At 40.3% G+C, this 17,014-nt stretch carries 10 protein-coding genes and 1 pseudogene; 9 read left to right on the top strand and 2 right to left on the bottom strand.

The annotated features are described in order from the left end of the window. Positions 1-2: 2 nt before the first annotated feature. Positions 3-956, bottom strand: coding sequence for a tonB-system energizer ExbB (exbB, locus tag NDQ71_RS24170; protein ID WP_086995605.1), 954 nt, complete (start codon positions 954-956; stop codon positions 3-5). A 247-nt stretch (positions 957-1,203) separates the two neighbouring features. Here exbB and NDQ71_RS24165 point away from each other — a divergent pair, with 247 nt between their 5' ends. The 4 genes from NDQ71_RS24165 (at position 1,204) to NDQ71_RS24150 (ending at position 8,009) form a co-directional block, all read left to right on the top strand. Then, entirely contained in the window at positions 1,204-1,722 is a 519-nt protein-coding gene (locus NDQ71_RS24165) for a sigma-70 family RNA polymerase sigma factor (protein ID WP_086995602.1), read from the top strand. 9 nt (positions 1,723-1,731) lie between these two features. Beyond that, positions 1,732-2,721: a FecR domain-containing protein gene (locus tag NDQ71_RS24160; RefSeq protein ID WP_192532256.1), complete on the top strand. Its 990-nt coding sequence runs from the start codon at positions 1,732-1,734 to the stop codon at positions 2,719-2,721. Positions 2,722-2,846: 125 nt separating this feature from the next. Further along, the gene (locus NDQ71_RS24155; RefSeq protein WP_193039113.1) at positions 2,847-5,543 is read left to right on the top strand and encodes a TonB-dependent receptor; all 2,697 of its coding nucleotides are present in this window, start codon (positions 2,847-2,849) and stop codon (positions 5,541-5,543) included. Positions 5,544-5,576: 33 nt separating this feature from the next. Continuing rightward, positions 5,577-8,009, top strand: coding sequence for a hypothetical protein (locus NDQ71_RS24150; protein WP_301563127.1), 2,433 nt, complete (start codon positions 5,577-5,579; stop codon positions 8,007-8,009). Between the two features lie 130 nt (positions 8,010-8,139). Here the strand turns inward: NDQ71_RS24150 and NDQ71_RS24145 are convergent. Then, a pseudogene (locus NDQ71_RS24145) lies at positions 8,140-8,501 on the bottom strand (transposase); the annotation flags it as partial. A gap of 609 nt (positions 8,502-9,110) precedes the next feature. Between NDQ71_RS24145 and NDQ71_RS24140 the strand changes: the two are divergent. The 5 genes from NDQ71_RS24140 to NDQ71_RS24120 all read left to right on the top strand — a co-directional run bounded on the left by NDQ71_RS24140 (position 9,111) and on the right by NDQ71_RS24120 (position 17,010). Next, on the top strand, positions 9,111-10,337 hold the full coding sequence (locus NDQ71_RS24140) for a transposase (RefSeq protein WP_301563126.1): 1,227 nt from the start codon (positions 9,111-9,113) through the stop codon (positions 10,335-10,337). A 914-nt stretch (positions 10,338-11,251) separates the two neighbouring features. Then, a complete protein-coding gene (locus NDQ71_RS24135) occupies positions 11,252-12,175 on the top strand; it encodes a restriction endonuclease (RefSeq protein WP_301563125.1) in 924 nt (307 codons plus the stop codon). Positions 12,176-12,235: 60 nt separating this feature from the next. Next, positions 12,236-13,807, top strand: coding sequence for a type I restriction-modification system subunit M (locus NDQ71_RS24130; RefSeq protein WP_301563124.1), 1,572 nt, complete (start codon positions 12,236-12,238; stop codon positions 13,805-13,807). Continuing rightward, positions 13,804-15,018 (top strand): restriction endonuclease subunit S, encoded by a 1,215-nt coding sequence (locus tag NDQ71_RS24125; RefSeq protein WP_301563123.1) that lies wholly within the window; start codon positions 13,804-13,806, stop codon positions 15,016-15,018. The genes NDQ71_RS24130 and NDQ71_RS24125 overlap by 4 nt, the downstream gene beginning before the upstream one ends. Positions 15,019-15,024: 6 nt before the next feature. Continuing rightward, positions 15,025-17,010: an RNA-binding domain-containing protein gene (locus tag NDQ71_RS24120; protein ID WP_301563122.1), complete on the top strand. Its 1,986-nt coding sequence runs from the start codon at positions 15,025-15,027 to the stop codon at positions 17,008-17,010. Positions 17,011-17,014 lie beyond the last annotated feature (4 nt).

Genomic DNA, 17,014 nt, shown 5'->3' with positions numbered 1-17,014 from the left:
ATTTAAGACTCTTTAGATACGATGTTAACAGGGCTTTTATCATCATTAAGTAAGATAGCTAAAGGCTTTGCTTGAGGGTTTTTTCTATCAAGATCACGACTAATTAGTATCATGGTGGCAGTAAGAATGTCAGTCAACATAGCTTTATAACTGCCAATCGAACGAGAAAAATGGTTATACATAACAACAGCTGGAATTGCTGCAACTAAACCCAAAGCGGTTGCAAGTAGTGCTTCGGCAATACCTGGTGCGACTACGGCAAGGTTCGTTGTTTGTGTTTTAGCAATGCCAATAAAGCTGTTCATAATGCCCCAAACAGTACCAAACAAACCAACAAATGGTGCTACAGACCCAATAGTTGCCAGTACACCAGTGCCTAGATTCACATTTGCAGATATGGATGCTTGTACGCGTTCTAAACGAGCTACTAAGCGCTCTTTTAATGCTTCGTCTGTAGTCGGCCCTGCAGCACTAAGATGTAACTCATGTTGAGTTGCCGTTAAAAATATTAGCGCTTCGCTTTTTTGTTGTGTTAAATCATGGCTCGCCTCTGAAAAGCTTGTGCTTTGGAGTAAATGTGTAAGTAATTTTTTACTGTGCCGTTTGGCAATATTTAGCTGTATAGATTTAAATATACAGATAGCCCATGATATTAATGATGCAATAAGCAGCCCTATAATTACACTTTTCACTACAATATCAGCGGCTTTGTACATTCCCCAAGGAGATAGGTCATGTGTTTCAAAAGTGGCTTCACCAAGTTTATGCTCTACATTAGTTACGTTAATGGCCTCATCACTAGATGGTGTAATAGATGGTTGTTCGACGACTGATGAAGTAGCTACTATCTCACTTGTTACTATTGACAGAGGTACCTCAGCGGCGTGTATTGTCATAGACAATTGTACAATTCCAATACTTAGCAGGGATAATAACAATATAGCTTTTGTAAACATTTTGATTCCTTATCTTTTTTAATATGGCCCACAAACTCAGCTGTGTATTAGCAACAAGCAATATTAAAGTATGCATCTGATGGGTTACTTTATTAGTTATATAACTAGATGCCGAACGAGAATCGGTTTTCATCAATTAATAACAAAATTATTTTAATTAAACTTTACTGAACATTATAACTAACTGTTGAATGAGAATGAAAATCATTTATAATGTTGGCTGATATGCTACAGGAAGACCAAAATTTTGACCAGAAATACCGCTAATTCAGCAGGGTTTAATACGCTTTATCAGGAACACCATGAGTGGCTTGTTCGCTGGATTGCGCGTCGTACCTATAGCACTGACACTGATAGTGCACAAGATCTTGCTCAAGATACGTTTATACGTTTATTAAATAAAACTTCTTTATACAGCGAAATACGTAGCCCAAGAGCATGGCTTACAAAAGTTGCTGGTAACTTAGTAACCGATGACATACGGCGCAAGATTTTAGAAAAGAACTATGTAGATTTTTTAGAAAGCATGCCAGAAACAGCCTATTTCTCACCGGAAGAGCAATTTCAGTTATTGAGGCTATTAGAACAAATAGACCGGTTATTAAGTGGTTTAAGGCCAATTGAAAAAACAGCATTCTTAATGGTTAGACTAGATGGGCTCAGCTATAAAGAAGTGGCAAAACAACTCGATGTAAGCTTATCATCTATTGAAAAGTACATCGCGAAAGCCATGTTTGAGTGTTATACCCTCACTTATTCGGATTAAAAGTAATAGATGGATACCACTGTTGTGCAAAAAGCAAAACACACGCCGTTACCTGATCAAATTGTGCAACAAGCGATTGCTTGGTGTATTTGTTTCGAGTCAGGCAACGCACAATCTAAAGATCTTGATGAGTACCAACGTTGGCGCTTAGCTGATCCTATGCACGAACTGGCATGGCAGCGGATTGAGTTATTAGAATCAACATTTTCAGGCGCGACAAAAAAAAGCGCCAGCATCGTTCATTCAACGTTACAAAAAACAGATCGTGACATACAGAGCATGAGCCGCCGCCAAGCATTAAAGAAAATAGCAGGTACCACTCTTACTTTAGCAAGTGTTAGTTGGTTAGCTGATAAACAAGGCGCTTGGCAATACCTTAACGCAGATTATGCAACCACTAATCAACGTGAACTTTTTACGTTAGCCGATAACAGTCAGCTTTGGCTTAATAGTGGCAGTACCGTTGAGCTTAATTTTAACAACCAAAATAAACACATTCATTTAACGCGTGGAGAAATGCAATACACCGCCTCAGTTAGCGCACAGCCGCTCCAAATAAAACTTAATCATGGAGTGCTAATAAGTGATAGTAAACAGTTTTTTGTGCGTCATGAAGATGACCATGCACTAGTTAAAGTTATGCAGGGCAGTATTGTTGTACAGCAGCCAAATACTTTCCTCACTAACCAAGTAATGAATGCAGGAGCGCTTTATAAAATAACCTCAAATTCAGTGCAGCAGTTAGATAATCATATATTTGATTACAGTAGTTGGACCGAAGGGCTTCTTTCTGTGCGGAACATGCCCATAAAGCATTTTTTAGCGGAGTTATCACGTTATCACCGTGGGTTTATAAAATGTGCGCCAAATTTAGATGATTACTTAGTATCTGGGGTGTTTCAATTAAATGATACTAACCTCATTTTAACAACTCTTGCTCGCACTGCTCGCGCTAAAGTGCATTACATGACTCGTTGGTGGGCTGAAATACGGCCTTAATTATTCAATTAGTTACCCAGTTCAATAGAGTTATATAAAAATATAAGATAATTATCATTTAACCTTACGGGGTTTCTATTTTCATGCGTCATATAAGTATGCATTAAAGAAATAGGAAATCATTCATGCCCCGCGCTGCACTACACTTATTATCCGTTGTAACTTGTTTGTTGGTTATCACACCCACTGCAAGTTTAGCTGAACAAGCAACAGCGACATCACAAATAAAAATGATCAATTTTGATCTACCCGGGGGCGAACTAGGGGATGTACTTAGATTATTTTCGCGCCAAGCCGGTGTAACGCTGTCATTTGAAGAGCGGACTGTACGTGGTTTTTCAGTTACTGCAATGTTAGGTCAATACAGCACTGAATCAGCATTGTTGACGCTATTACAAAATACTGACTTACAGGCCTTACCAATTAGTAGTCGTGCATGGTTAGTACAGGAAAAAAACCAACAAGATTTAATAACCCTAAATACTATTAATGTGCAAAGCCGTAACGTTGATCTAAAAGATCAAACCTACACCGAAGCTGCCTCAGTAAACTTGATCACTCAGCAAGATATTCAACGTTTTAGAGGAACCAGTGTTGGCGATATTTTTCAGGGCACGCCGGGTGTATTGATCAGTGAAAACCGCAACTCTGGTGGTCTCGATATAAATATTAGAGGTATGCAAGGACAAGGTAGAGTACCTGTGGTGATCGACGGCAGCCGCCAAGAAACCACGGTTTATCGCGGTTACTCTGGGGTGTCAAGTCGTAGCTACATTGACCCTGACTTAATCGGAACACTTAAAATTAGTAAAGGCCCGGTAATGAGTGCTGATGGCACCGGCGCGACGGGTGGCTTAGTGAGTGTAAGCACATTAAGCGCCGATGATATTGTAAAAGAAGGCGAGTTAACGGGCTATCGATTGCGTGTTAGCGCCATTGGAAATAGCTCAAATGCACCCGATCCTGGGACTTATGCGGGTTATTATTTAGCACGTAATGCGTACCGCTCCGAATGTCGGTTTTCGAGCTACTGTAGCGATCAATATTTAATGCCAGAGCGCTTTGCACCTGATGAAGGCATGGATAGACCAAGCTTATTTAAATTTAGGAGTTATGCCGGTAGTTTTGCAGCAGCGAAACATTTTGAATGGGGCGACCTTATTGGCGCCTATGCAAAAAGAGAGCAAGGTAACTACTATGCAGGCAGTAATGGCCCTGCACCAGAGGTCATTTACGGCGAGCCAGACAAACTTGCTTGGTACACTGAAACGCAAGTATCAATGCAAGGCGCGTCACGTTTTCGTGCTAATGAGCGTATCCCCAATACTAACTTTTCGAGTGAATCTTGGCTGTTAAAAAGTAATGTACTGCTGCCCGATGATCAAAGTCTAGAAATGAGCTATATACGTTATAACAGCGCGTATGGCGAAATGATGCCTTCACAAATACGTTCTTTTGGTCAGGCAAGACAATGGCTTGATAGCGAAGTAACCAATCAAACTTACACATTGCGATACCGTTGGCAGCCAATTAAATATGACTGGGCTGATTTTAAAGCCAATATTTGGCATACCGATGCACTTACTCAGTTAAATACCCCAGGTGTTGGCTCAGTAGATATTGCTGATAATGTTGCTCGCAGTGATGACTATCAACGCTTTGGAACTGATATAAGTAATAGCATGATGTTTTACTCAGCAGGCGAATTAGAACTAAGTTATGGCTTTGCTGGACAGTATGAAAACATGGACACTAACACCCCTGAAACTGAAGGTTTTTATGTGGGTTCGCGCAGCGGGTGGCGTAAAGAGTTCAGCGCTTTTAGTGCAGTAGATTGGCAATTTGCATCAGCATGGTCACTAGAAGCCGGTTTACGTTTTACTCATTTTTCTTCTAAAGACAACAATCCTCTTGCTATAAACACGAATGATCCCGCCTGCATATCTGACGATGCAGGTGGTTGCTTAGAAGTGCAATATGAAAATAGTCATTCAGGTACTGCGCCGTTAGTCGCTATAAAATGGCAAGCATTTAAAGGATTACAATTTTACCTTCGCCATAGCGAAGCATTACGCATGCCGAGTTTATTTGAAAGCACCTCAGGCTGGTCTGTAAGCCCTGTATTAGATATCCCCTTAGAACCTGAACATGCAACTAATCAAGAAGTTGGCCTAAATTATTTAAACGACTCATTACTGATCAATGATTATAAAGTGGGTTTCAAGCTCGCGTATTTCCAAAACCACGTTGATGACTACTTAACTCGCACCCAGCCAAATGCATGGGAGCAAAAGCAAGGTGGTCTCGACTTCTTCCGAATGCGAAATATCGACAGTCTTGATCTAAATGGCTGGGAACTTAATTTTAGCTACGACACAAAATACTGGCTTGTAGAATTAAGCGGTACGCATTACACCCATATTGAAGTGTGCAATGTAGGGAGTTACGTACGTTACTACTGTAATGATTGGGGCCTACCTGAGAGTTATATAAACAACATGATCCCGCCAAATTGGCATGCAAGTGCTCACCTTGGTGTGCGTTTATTTGAACAGCGGTTAGAAGCGGGACTAAGAGGCACTTTCATGGGGCAACGTAACTCAATCCCTCGTTACAACGCTCCAACAGGGTTTAATGAACCCGTCCTTTGGCACAGTTATAACCTGCTGGATATCTATGCCAGTTATAAATTTAACGATGATACGACACTCGATTTCACCGTAGACAATGTCACCGATCGTTATTACCTCGATGCCTTGAGCTTGGGTTTAGTACCTGCACCAGGAAGAACAGCACGACTGAGCTTAACCTTACAATTTTAACTGATAACACCTATCAGACAGGAGAATAAAAGCATGAAAAAAATATTTGGCGTAATCGCTATCATCGGGCTTTCGCTCACTATGTCGGCCTGTGGCGGCAGTAGTGATAAAAAAGCCGACACCGAAGTGCAAGTCCCGCAGCAAAAGCCAATCGCTGTCATTGAGTTACAATCGCCCACGGAACAAATATTTTCATTAGAAGCTGGCGCGGTACAAGTAACACTCAATGCTGATACAAGTACCCATGCCGAAGGTACTAGCTTAACTTACACGTGGCAGCTTATTGAGCGACCAGCTGCAAGTAACTCAGATATTACCAGTGCAGACAGTGCAATAACTGAATTTACAGCTGATTTCCCCGGTGTATATGTAGTGAGCTTAATCGTAAACGATGGCACCAAAAACAGCGAAGCTGTTCGTTTTACGCTCACTGCAACCAGCCCGTATCCAATTGCAATTACTGAGTCAATTTATAGTGTAAATTTGGGCACTGATAGCATTGGTCTTGATGGTAGTCAAAGCGTAACACCGACTGGTGAAACCGGCTCATTAGAATACCAATGGGAGCTTATTGAAAAGCCAACAGATAGTACGGGCTATTTAAACAATGCAGATCAAAGTCAAAGTACTTTATTTGTTGATTTAGCCGGTGATTACAAACTGCAATTTATAGTGACTTATAATGGCATTGCCAGTGAGCCCGTTAATGTTACGGTTAGTGTGGCAGAGGGTAATGCACCACCAGTTGCTAAAGCAGATGACATTACTATTATTTTAGGTGAAGAAGCCGTACTTGATGCCTCATCGAGTATTGATCCAGAAGGTGAGCAACTGCAATATCGCTGGCAATGGGGTTATAGCCCAACGGAGCCTGATAATGTACCCTTGCCAAAACTTGACGGTGCAACAACCGCCAAAGTGCGTTTTACTCCACAAGCTGTAGCAAATTATAAAATAATGCTATTTGTATTTGATGGCACGCGAAAAAGTGAAGAAAAAGAAATAACCGTCACAGTCAATAAAAACCCTGAAGCGACAACCAATGCGGCACCTATTGGTGAGTTATCAGCAACTGGTTATTATCCGTCTTACAGTATTGGTGAACAAGAAGTTGGTCTTCGCGCCGAGTTTAACTTTACTGGTTATGATCCAGAAGGTGAAGCGCTGCAAATTATCGACGCGACACTTGTTGAAAAACCTGAAGGTAGTTTAGCTGAGCTTGTTGATATAGGCTCTTGGAAACCGATGGGTAAAAAAATCCAAAAGTTAGATATAGCAGGTACTTATTTAGTTCGAATGGTGATTTCTGACGGTGAAAATCAAATGTCACTTGATGCCACGATGGAAGCAAAAGTAGGTAACGTTAACGGCCAACCTTCAACAAGTGGCGTTAATGCACAATCAAAATCAGTATTGGTTGGTGATGCGTTAGTATTTGATGCTTCAAGTAGCGATCCTAATGATGACCCAATTACCTTTCACTGGGAGCTAACAGATAAACCTGATGGCAGTAACGCGACAATTGAAGCCGTGATCGAGCCAGAGAGTCAAGAGTATCGCCGTGCAAAAGTGATCACCGATGTGCCAGGTTCTTACACTGCACGTTTGATTGTAGAAGATGACCGTGGCTTATTTGCCAAAACATATGCGCAAGATGATGGTTTAGCTAAATTAACCAACACAACACCAGAAATACGCTCAGTAGTATGGGCACGTAACTGGGGGCGTTTAAGGCCGGGTGAAGACTATTATCAAATTCTAACATGTATGTCGTTATCGCATCGCCCGGTGACAATTGATGCCGATGGTGATGAAGTATTCACGCATGAAGAGCTGATCAGTACACCTGAAGGCGGCGAGTTTACCAGTAGCCCAAGTGAGGCCGATTGCTCTAACACCCGAGGTCAAGTATTTACTAAACCAGGAACGTACACATTCAGATACTCTGCAACAGACTTAATTGATGATGCTCCACAGTACGATTTTGTAGTAAAAGTTGACCCAATAGCTGAGGCTAAAGGTGTTCGTTTACGCAGTTTAAATGACAATAATGAAAGCTTATGGCAGCCATTACCATATGAAAATATCCCTCCATTTGCTAATGACTTTTATGCAAGCTCTAAGCCTTTCCTTGAAGAAGGTTATGTAAGGTGGTCATTAACTGCAACAGATGCAGATTACACCATCGAAAATCTACATGTTAGTCATATCAATGGTGATTTAGAAAGCTTAACACCTCGCTTTGAAAACTTAATGCAAGGGCAAGTTATTGGCAAAGGTGAGTCAGTTGAGTTTAAAACTGTATTACCTGCGGTAACGTGTGTTGGAAACAAAGAGGCATCAGAAGGATTTCATTTTTCATTCAGAATTAAAGAAATTCCTGAGATCACTTTTGTATATGAAACATGGCGCACAGCTAACCAATCAAGCTTATTTGATGAGTGGAGAGAATGTGAGAGCGACTAGTTAGCATAAATCGATACTATTTAAAAAGTGTAGAGTGATTTTAATGCCACTTACCTTAGAGCAAGTGGTATTTTTTATTGGAAAGTTATGAGTCTGTAACGGATTCTGTGTAACTGCCCGTTTTTAGATTTTAAATATGTTTACTGAGGTTTTCCTCAAATTCAATGATAAAACCGCCAGTCTCGTATTGGTATCCGTCCATTTTTTTGATGCCTCTTTTATTCCTGAATAAATCATTTTTCTTGCAGAGTCGTCATTTGGAAATAGCTTACGGTTTTTAATCGCTCGGCGAATAACGCTTTTGAGTGATTCAATGGCATTCGTTGTTTAAATGGCTTTTCGTATCGCCTCAGGGTAATTAAATAACGTATTTTGATTGTCCCATTTCTCTGCAAACCGTTCCAACTCTAGCAATGTCTCTTCTTCTGTCGTAATGGCTTTATAATTTTTCCATGAAACCTATTTCAATGAGTTGGGAACCATATGATCTATGTATAAGTTATTTTTGTGGAAATATGCATCACAATCCCAGATAAATAGGGAATGCTCCAATTTATCCCTGCAATAGCTATGTATAAGCTATTTTTGTGGAGATATGTATCACAATCCCAGATAAATAGGGAATGCTCCTATCAATCCTCTGTAATAGCTATGTATGAGCTATTTTTGTGGAAATACGCATCACAATCCCAGAAATACAGGGAATTCTCTTATCAATCCCCTGTAATAGTTATGTATAAGCTGCCTTCGTGGAAATATGCATCACAATCCCAGATAGATAGTTATTTGGGAAGTGATTGGAAAGTTCCATGGGGTTTATTCTAAGTAATGAGGCAGAGTATTTTCCCCATTTAATGATAGAAGTTCTGCAGATGAGAGGTTTTGTTTACTAACGAAATACTTGAAAGCAAGTCGTCAACAAAGAAGGGCGTTTCGATAGTACAATTATCAAATCGGTACGGATGTGAAATCCCTAATAAGAAAACTTTTTATCAACTTTTTGCCGTAAAACACCGTTCCTTTAGGTCGGTGATATAAGGCAATAGTCGCGAAGCGACTAAGTGGGTTGTTCCTTTTTGATTGACTGTATATAATAACAGTATGATTATTCGCAAAGCTTATAAATTTCGTTTAAAAACAACACCCGATATTAACGCTAAAATGGCGCAATATGCGGGAAATTGTCGATTCTTGTGGAATAAAGCCTTAGCGATTAACTTATTTAAGTTACAGAATGAACAAAAAATTTGCTACTACCAAGAGTTGGATTTCTTTTCCAAACTTTGGAAAAAAAGCGAGGAGTATGGCTTTTTAACACTATCGCCCGCACAAACTATCCAACAAACATTAAAACAGCTTGAACGCGCCTTTAAAGACGCATTCGATAAAAACCAACCACTCAAACGGGTGCCTACTTTTAAGAAAAAAGGAGAGGTGAATAGCTTTAGTTTTCCACAAGGCTTTAAAATCGACAAGAATGGGAAACGTATTTTTTTACCTAAAATCGGTTGGGTTAATGTTAGAAAAAGCCAAGCTATTTTAGGAAAAGCTAAAAACGTCACTGTTTCACAAAAAGGAAAGCACTGGTTTGTTTCAATCCAAGTTGAACAAGAAGTAGCACCACCTAAGCACCCATCAAACGCCATAATTGGCGGAGATTTAGGCGTGAAACGCCTAATTACCTTTTCTGATGGCAGTTTTATGGAGCCGATAGATACCAGTAAACAGACAATCAGGATCAAACGATTACAGAAGCAACTTGCTAGAAAAGTGAAATTTTCAAGTAACTGGAAAAAATTAAAAGCAAAGATCACAACATTTCATACGAAAGTTGCCAATATTCGTCATGACAAATTACATAAGATCTCAACACAGTTGAGCAAAAGCCACGCAATCATCGTACTAGAAGATCTTAAAATTAGAAATATGACGAAAAACAGCAAAGGCAACAGTGAGCAGCATGGAAAAATGGTGAAACAAAAATCTGGCTTAAACCGCGTCATTCTCAATCAAGGATGGGGAATGTTTAAAGAGATGCTGAAATATAAGCAGGATTGGCTCGGCGGTCAGGTTATTTTTGTTGATCCGAAACATACCAGTCAAACGTGTCCAGCGTGTGGCCATCAATCAAAAGATAACCGATTAACGCAGTCTAAGTTTGAATGTGCGAAGTGCGGTTATCAAGATAATGCGGATCATGTTGGCGCATTAAATATTTTAGCGCGAGGTCATCGCGTTCTAGCCTGTGGAGAGATTGACATTAGTCAGCTTGTTGAAGCAGGAACTTGCCTTATGAGTGATCATAAGGCCCCGATGGTTTTAAACTAATCGGAATCCCCCTCCTTTCCTGAACTTGTTCAGGCGCTTAGCGAGGTGGGGGAGGATGTCAAAAGAGGGTTGCTCAATGCTGGCACAAACTAGCGATAAAAACCTTTACCCCAATCAAACTTAGATTACGAAGAAGTAAGTTGCGGGCTGATGACTTCTTTGGCCAGCCTTTGTGATATCAAAATAGATAGCGCTTTAACTTGTTTTTAAAAGCGCTACCTACGACCCACCACCTAAACCCTATAGTTAGTTGCATCGGTTTTCTCCAGGTAGTGCCCGAATAATGCCCTTAAAGTGCCTAAATACAGGGAAATAAAGCAGATATCAACCTAAGTCATTGATCTATAACTAGAGGTTTACTGCATCGGTTTTCCGAAGAAACCCCAGATAAACTCTCTTTCAAGTCTAAGAGAAGCAGAGCTTAAAGCACAAAATAAACCTAAGCCATTGTTTTATAATTAGAGGTTTGTTGCATCGGTTTAAAGCAGGGTATATAGGTTTGCTGCATCGGTTTGAGTGATTGACAATGGTGAACAAGGATTGATACATCAGAACATACGTCAAATGGATAAAAAACAGTCTATTTACCTCAGTTGCTCACAGGCGATTTTTGTATTTTATGAAATAAGTTGTGAGCAACTGAGGTAAATAGACCGAAAAACCCTATAGGTTTAGTGCATCGGTTTAAGAAAAATAGTGAAAACTCCGATATTACAATCATAAACGCACGAGGAGGCGTTTGTAACTGTGCGTTCTTAGTTCTTCTTACTACCCAACATCAACTGTGTTGATATGAGACACATGATCATTACATAATCTTTGCCCCTTAATCTTAATGTGTATATTATCTCAACTAATAAAACAAAAGGATTAGCTGTTTAGTTATTAACTAATACGGCTTGGCAGGGAATAGTATGTCGTTACCAGATTACCAATCATTCATGACTCCATTACTGCAGTGCTTAGCTAACGGTAAAACCGTCAAGCTTAAAGACATTGAAGCAAGCGTTTATCAAAACCTCGGTTTATCAGTAGAGCAGCTTAAGCTACGTATACCTAATGGTAAACAAACCTATGCCTACCATCGCTTGCAATGGGCTAAAACATACTTAGTTAAAGCAGGGTTAATTGAGCAACCTAAAAGAGCCTTTTGTACCATTACGAGCAAAGGTTTATCTGCGTTAGCAACAGGTGAACAAATCAATAACCAGTATTTAAGCCAATATCCTGAGTTTTTAGATTTTAAAACCCGTACTAAAGATACTAGCGACTCACTAGACGAAAACACCACCAGCTTAGTAAATAGCAACTCACACAAAACACCCGAAGAGCTGATAGAAGCAGCGGTAGATACACTCAACACTAACTTAAGCGACGAAATACTACAGGCCGTGCTTTCGGCCTCCCCTGCGTTTTTTGAAAACCTTGTAGTCGATTTAATGCTAGCTATGGGCTATGGCGGCTCACGTAAAGATGCAGGGCAAGCTACTCAGTATACTCAAGATGGTGGCATTGATGGCGTAATAAAAGAAGATAAACTCGGCCTCGAAATGATATATTTACAGGCTAAGCGCTACACCAATAAAACAGTGGGTAGAGCAGACATACAAGCCTTTGCGGGCGCACTTGATATGCACCGCGCTAAAAAGGGCGTATTCATCACCACCAGCGGCTTTAGTAAAGATGCACTGGAATATGTAGGCTTAATAGAAAAGCGCATAGTGCTTGTAGATGGTAAACAACTTACAGAGCTAATGCTTACTCATAACTTAGGCGTTAGCACCAAACAGGTATTTGAAGTAAAAGCGCTTGATAGCGACTACATTATTGAAGATTAATAAGTACGCTCGGCGTGCTAGTAGAAACCTCTACACAACCAATTAAGAGAACACACAACAATGGTTCAACAACACCAACAAGAATTAAAAAAACAGCTTTGGAATATTGCTAACAGCTTACGTGGCAACATGTCGGCTGATGATTTTCGTGATTATATACTTGGGCTTATTTTTTATAAATACCTTTCAGATAAGCTCAACACTTATGCCGATCAGCTACTGAGTGAGGACGGTATTGTATTTGCTAAAATTGACGAAACAACAGCAGAGGGCCAAGAGTATTTAGAGGCTGTAAAAGAAGAGGCGCTTGATAAGTTAGGCTACTTTTTAAAGCCAGCAGAGCTGTTTCATGTATTGGCTGAGCGTGGTGCTAACGATAAGTTTATTTTAGACGATGTAACCAACGTACTTAACCATATTGAACAAAGCACGATGGGCGCAGACAGTGCCGATGACTTTAACGGCTTGTTTGACGAGCTAGACCTAACCTCTAATAAGTTAGGGAAAACACCCGATGCGCGCAACAAGTTAATAGCCAAAGTATTAGAGCACCTTGATAACATCGACTTTCACCTAGAAAACAGCGAAATAGACATACTTGGCGACGCTTACGAATACCTTATTGGCATGTTTGCCAGCGGCGCTGGTAAAAAAGCAGGCGAGTTTTATACGCCGCAAATGGTGTCTAAGTTACTGGCAAAATTAGTAACCTTAAATAACCCGCATATTAAATCGGTTTACGACCCGACCTGTGGCTCGGGCTCATTGTTGTTACGTGTTGCTAAAGAGGCTAATAATCCTGATTTAAAATTTTACGGACAAGAGCAAAACCCAAGTACGTATAATCTAGCCCGCATGAACATGATTATGCATGACGTGCATTATACTAAGTTCGACATTCAAAACGATGACACACTAGAAGTTCCTGCACACCTTGAGCAACGCTTTAGTGCCGTAGTAGCTAACCCGCCATTTTCAGCAAGCTGGTCTGCCAACCCGCTACACATGAATAACGAGCGCTTTGCCGACTACGGTAAGCTAGCACCTAAAAGTAAGGCTGACTTTGCTTTTGTACAACACATGATCCACCAGCTTGACGATAACGGTACCATGGCAGTGGTGCTACCCCATGGCGTATTGTTTCGTGGTGCTGCCGAAGGGCATATACGCAAACACCTTATTAAAGAAAAAAACTACCTTGATATGGTAATAGGCTTACCTGCTAACATATTTTTTGGCACGTCTATTCCTACCTGTGTGTTGGTGCTAAACAAACACCGTAGAGCCGACGACAACGTATTGTTTATAGATGCGAGCAATCATTTTGAGAAAGGTACTAATAATAACTATTTGACAGAACAAGACTTGAACAGAATTTTAGATGCCGTAAAAGAGCGAAAAAACATTGATAAGTTTGCGTGTATTGCTTCTCGCAATTATTTGGTTGAAAATGATTTTAACCTTAATCTTCCTCGATATGTTGATATGTTTGAAGAGGACGAAGCTGTAGATTTAATGCTATTAGCTCAGAAGCTTAAGGCGAATGATAGAAATATGCTACAGGCAGATAATCAAATAGCCTACTTTTGCAAAGAGTTAGGAATTGATGCACCGTTTGAGGCTGACAAATGAGCAACTTATTACCAACGTTGAGGTTTAACAAATATACTTCCTCTTGGAGTGCTTCCTCGATGTGTGAGCTGGCGGAGGTCGACAAATCAACTTTACCTAAAAGCACTCCCCTTGATTGGGCATTTAACTACATATCTTTATCAGATATAAAGAATCAAGTAATAAAGCCTGAGTTGAGTTTATTTACAGTAGAAAATGCACCTTCACGAGCAAGAAGAAAATTAAAAGAAGGTGATATATTACTATCTACGGTACGGCCTAATCTTCAAGGGTTTGCAAAAGTTGGTAAGAGTCATAAAGACTGTATAGCAAGTACAGGCTTTGCAGTACTTAGCCCAAAAGATGGTGTTTCCAGTGATTTCTTATTTTATTATTTATTTTCACCTCGATTAACTTATCAGTTAGATAGTCTTGTTGTTGGTTCAAATTACCCTGCCATCAATAGCTCCGATGTAAAAGAGTTAAAGCTAAATTTTCCTTGTCTAAAAGAACAGCAAAAAATTGCCAGTTTCCTTACTTCAATTGATACTAAAGTTAACCAGTTAACTGAAAAGCACCGCTTATTAAAAGACTACAAAAAAGGCGTAATGCAACAAGTTTTCAGCCAAAAAATTCGCTTTAAAGATGATGATGGAAACGATTTTCCTAATTGGAATGAATATGCTTTAAGGGATATTCTTATTTTACAATCTGACGCATTAAAAATGGATGATGAAGCTACTTATGAGCTGATCACTGTAAAGAGGGGGTTTGGTGGGGTTAAAAGTCGTGGACACTTTAAAGGTAAGGATGTACTTGTTAAAAACCAATTCACTATCCACAAAGGTGAGTTTGTAATATCAAAACGACAGATAGTTCATGGAGCCTGCGGGTTGGTACCTGAAGAGCTAGATGGGGCTATTGTTTCTAATGAATACAATGTATTTAGACCTCAATCAACAAAGTTAGATATTGATTACTTTAACCGCTTGTCTACAACCCTCTACATGCGACGTGCATTTTTTATTAATAGTGATGGCGTACATATTGAGAAGTTACTGTTTAAAACCCAAAGCTGGCTCAAAACCAAAGTTCAGTTACCTTGCTTGAAAGAGCAACAAAAAATAGCGCAATTTTTAGAAGCACTCGATAAAAAAACAAACGCTGTTAACGAGCAAATTGAACAAACCAAGCTATTTAAAAAAGGCTTACTACAGCAAATGTTTGTGTGAGAAATAATGACTAATAAAATTAACGACGACCCAATAGCGAACATTATTGATATTCAAACTTTGCAAGAAAGCGTAGAGGTTGAGTGTAAGCAGGCGAGTGGCCGCGATGGCCATGGTGCAGTGCCTAATGATATGTGGGAAACTTATAGCGCGTTTGCCAATACTCGTGGTGGCTTAATTTTATTGGGCATTAAAGAAAAAAAAGGCACGTTTACAGTTGAGGGTATAACAAACCCAGCGCCGCTAATTAAGAATATTTGGGATATTGTTAATAACCCCAATAAAGTGAGTATTAATTTGCTCAGCGAAAGCGATGTGCGCGTTGAAACACTTGAAGGCAAATCGGTTATTGCGATTACTGTGCCACGCGCTCCGCGTCAAAGCCGCCCTGTATTTATAAATGCAAACCCACTTAATGGGACCTATCAGCGCCGTTATGAGGCCGACCAAAAGTGTTTGCCACCGACAGTAAATAAAATGCTGGCAGAGCAAGAGGAAGTGCGTGATAACCGCATTTTAGAGCACTTTACCCTAGACGATATAGACCCCGAAAGCTTGCGCATTTACAGGCAAATGTTTGTTGACGCTAAACCGCAACACCCCTTTTTAGAATTGAGCGACCAAGAGTTTTTGCGCTCAATACGTGGCTGGCAAAAAGACCGCGTAACAGGCAAAGCAGGCTTAACCCTTGCAGGCCTGGTAATGTTTGGTAAGTGGGATGCAATTCAAGACGCACTACCAAGTTTTGCACTCGATTATCAAGAAAAAGACGACAGTACACACCGCTGGATAGACCGAATTTATACCGATGGTTCTTGGTCGGGAAATGCTTTTGACTTTTATCGTAAGGTTTACCGTAAGCTCACGGTAGATTTAAAAGTAGGCTTTAACCTAACCGATGGCGGGCAACGGCAAGATACAACCCCAGCGCATGAGGCTATTCGTGAAGCACTTGTTAATACACTCGCACATGCAGACTTTAGTACCGAAAGTAATATTTTAATTGAAAAACACCCTGACTTTATCGGCTTTAGAAATGCAGGGCTTATGCGAGTGCCTGTACATGAAGCTAAAGCAGGCGGTAATAGCCAGTGCCGTAATCCCGCTATTCATCAAATATTTTTAAATATTGGTTTGAGCGAAAAAGCAGGCTCGGGTATTCCTAAAATATACAGTAATTGTAAAGCGCAAAACTGGCAGCCCCCACATCTATACGAAAAAGACGAGTTAAACCAAACCTTATTAGAGCTGCGTATGGTAAACATGGTATCGCCAGAGTTACACCAACGCCTAATTGAAACGTATGGTGAAGGTTATAACAAACTAAGCGAGCTAAAACGCACCATTTTAATGACCGCTATCACTGAGTCATGGTTTAACCACGAGCGTATTTGTTCGCTCACTTCAGAGCATACGAGAGAAGTGACACTTGCGTTAAGCCAGTTAGTTAATGCAGGGTACTTGGAGTCGGCAGGCCAGCACCGAGGCAAGATATATCATTTAAAAGGGATAGAAGTGCCAACGCCAGACAATGAGGCTGGTAGAAACATTAGCTTTGTATTATCACCTACTCAGGCAGCGTTGCCCTTGATTGGTAGTAAAACAATTAATGAAGTGCCGGACTTAACAGAGCCAATGCCGGAGCTTAACCCGCCAGTGCCGGAGTTAGTGCCGGAGCTCAATCCGCCAGTGCCGGAGTTCGATTTAAGTGCTTCTAACCTTTGGCTTGAACTCAAAGAAATAGCATCGTCTATTGCCAAAAATTCAGGACGTAAACAAAAGCCTGATGTACAAAAAGCGATAATTGATTTATGTACTAAGTCGGCTCCTAATTGCTTAAGGCTTAGCGATATAGCGCAGTTGCTTAACATGAATACTGATACATTGAGAAAGCATTACTTACGTGAGATGGTTAAAGAGCAGGTATTATTTTTGGCCTACCCAACAATACCGAATCACCCTGAGCAGGGTTATAAGTTACACAAAGATTAGCAAC

It is taken from the genome of Pseudoalteromonas sp. KG3, assembly GCF_030436385.1.
GTDB lineage: Bacteria > Pseudomonadota > Gammaproteobacteria > Enterobacterales > Alteromonadaceae > Pseudoalteromonas > Pseudoalteromonas prydzensis.
The sequence above is the reverse complement of the archived record's forward strand: the minus strand, read 5'-3'. Positions and strand labels throughout refer to the sequence as shown.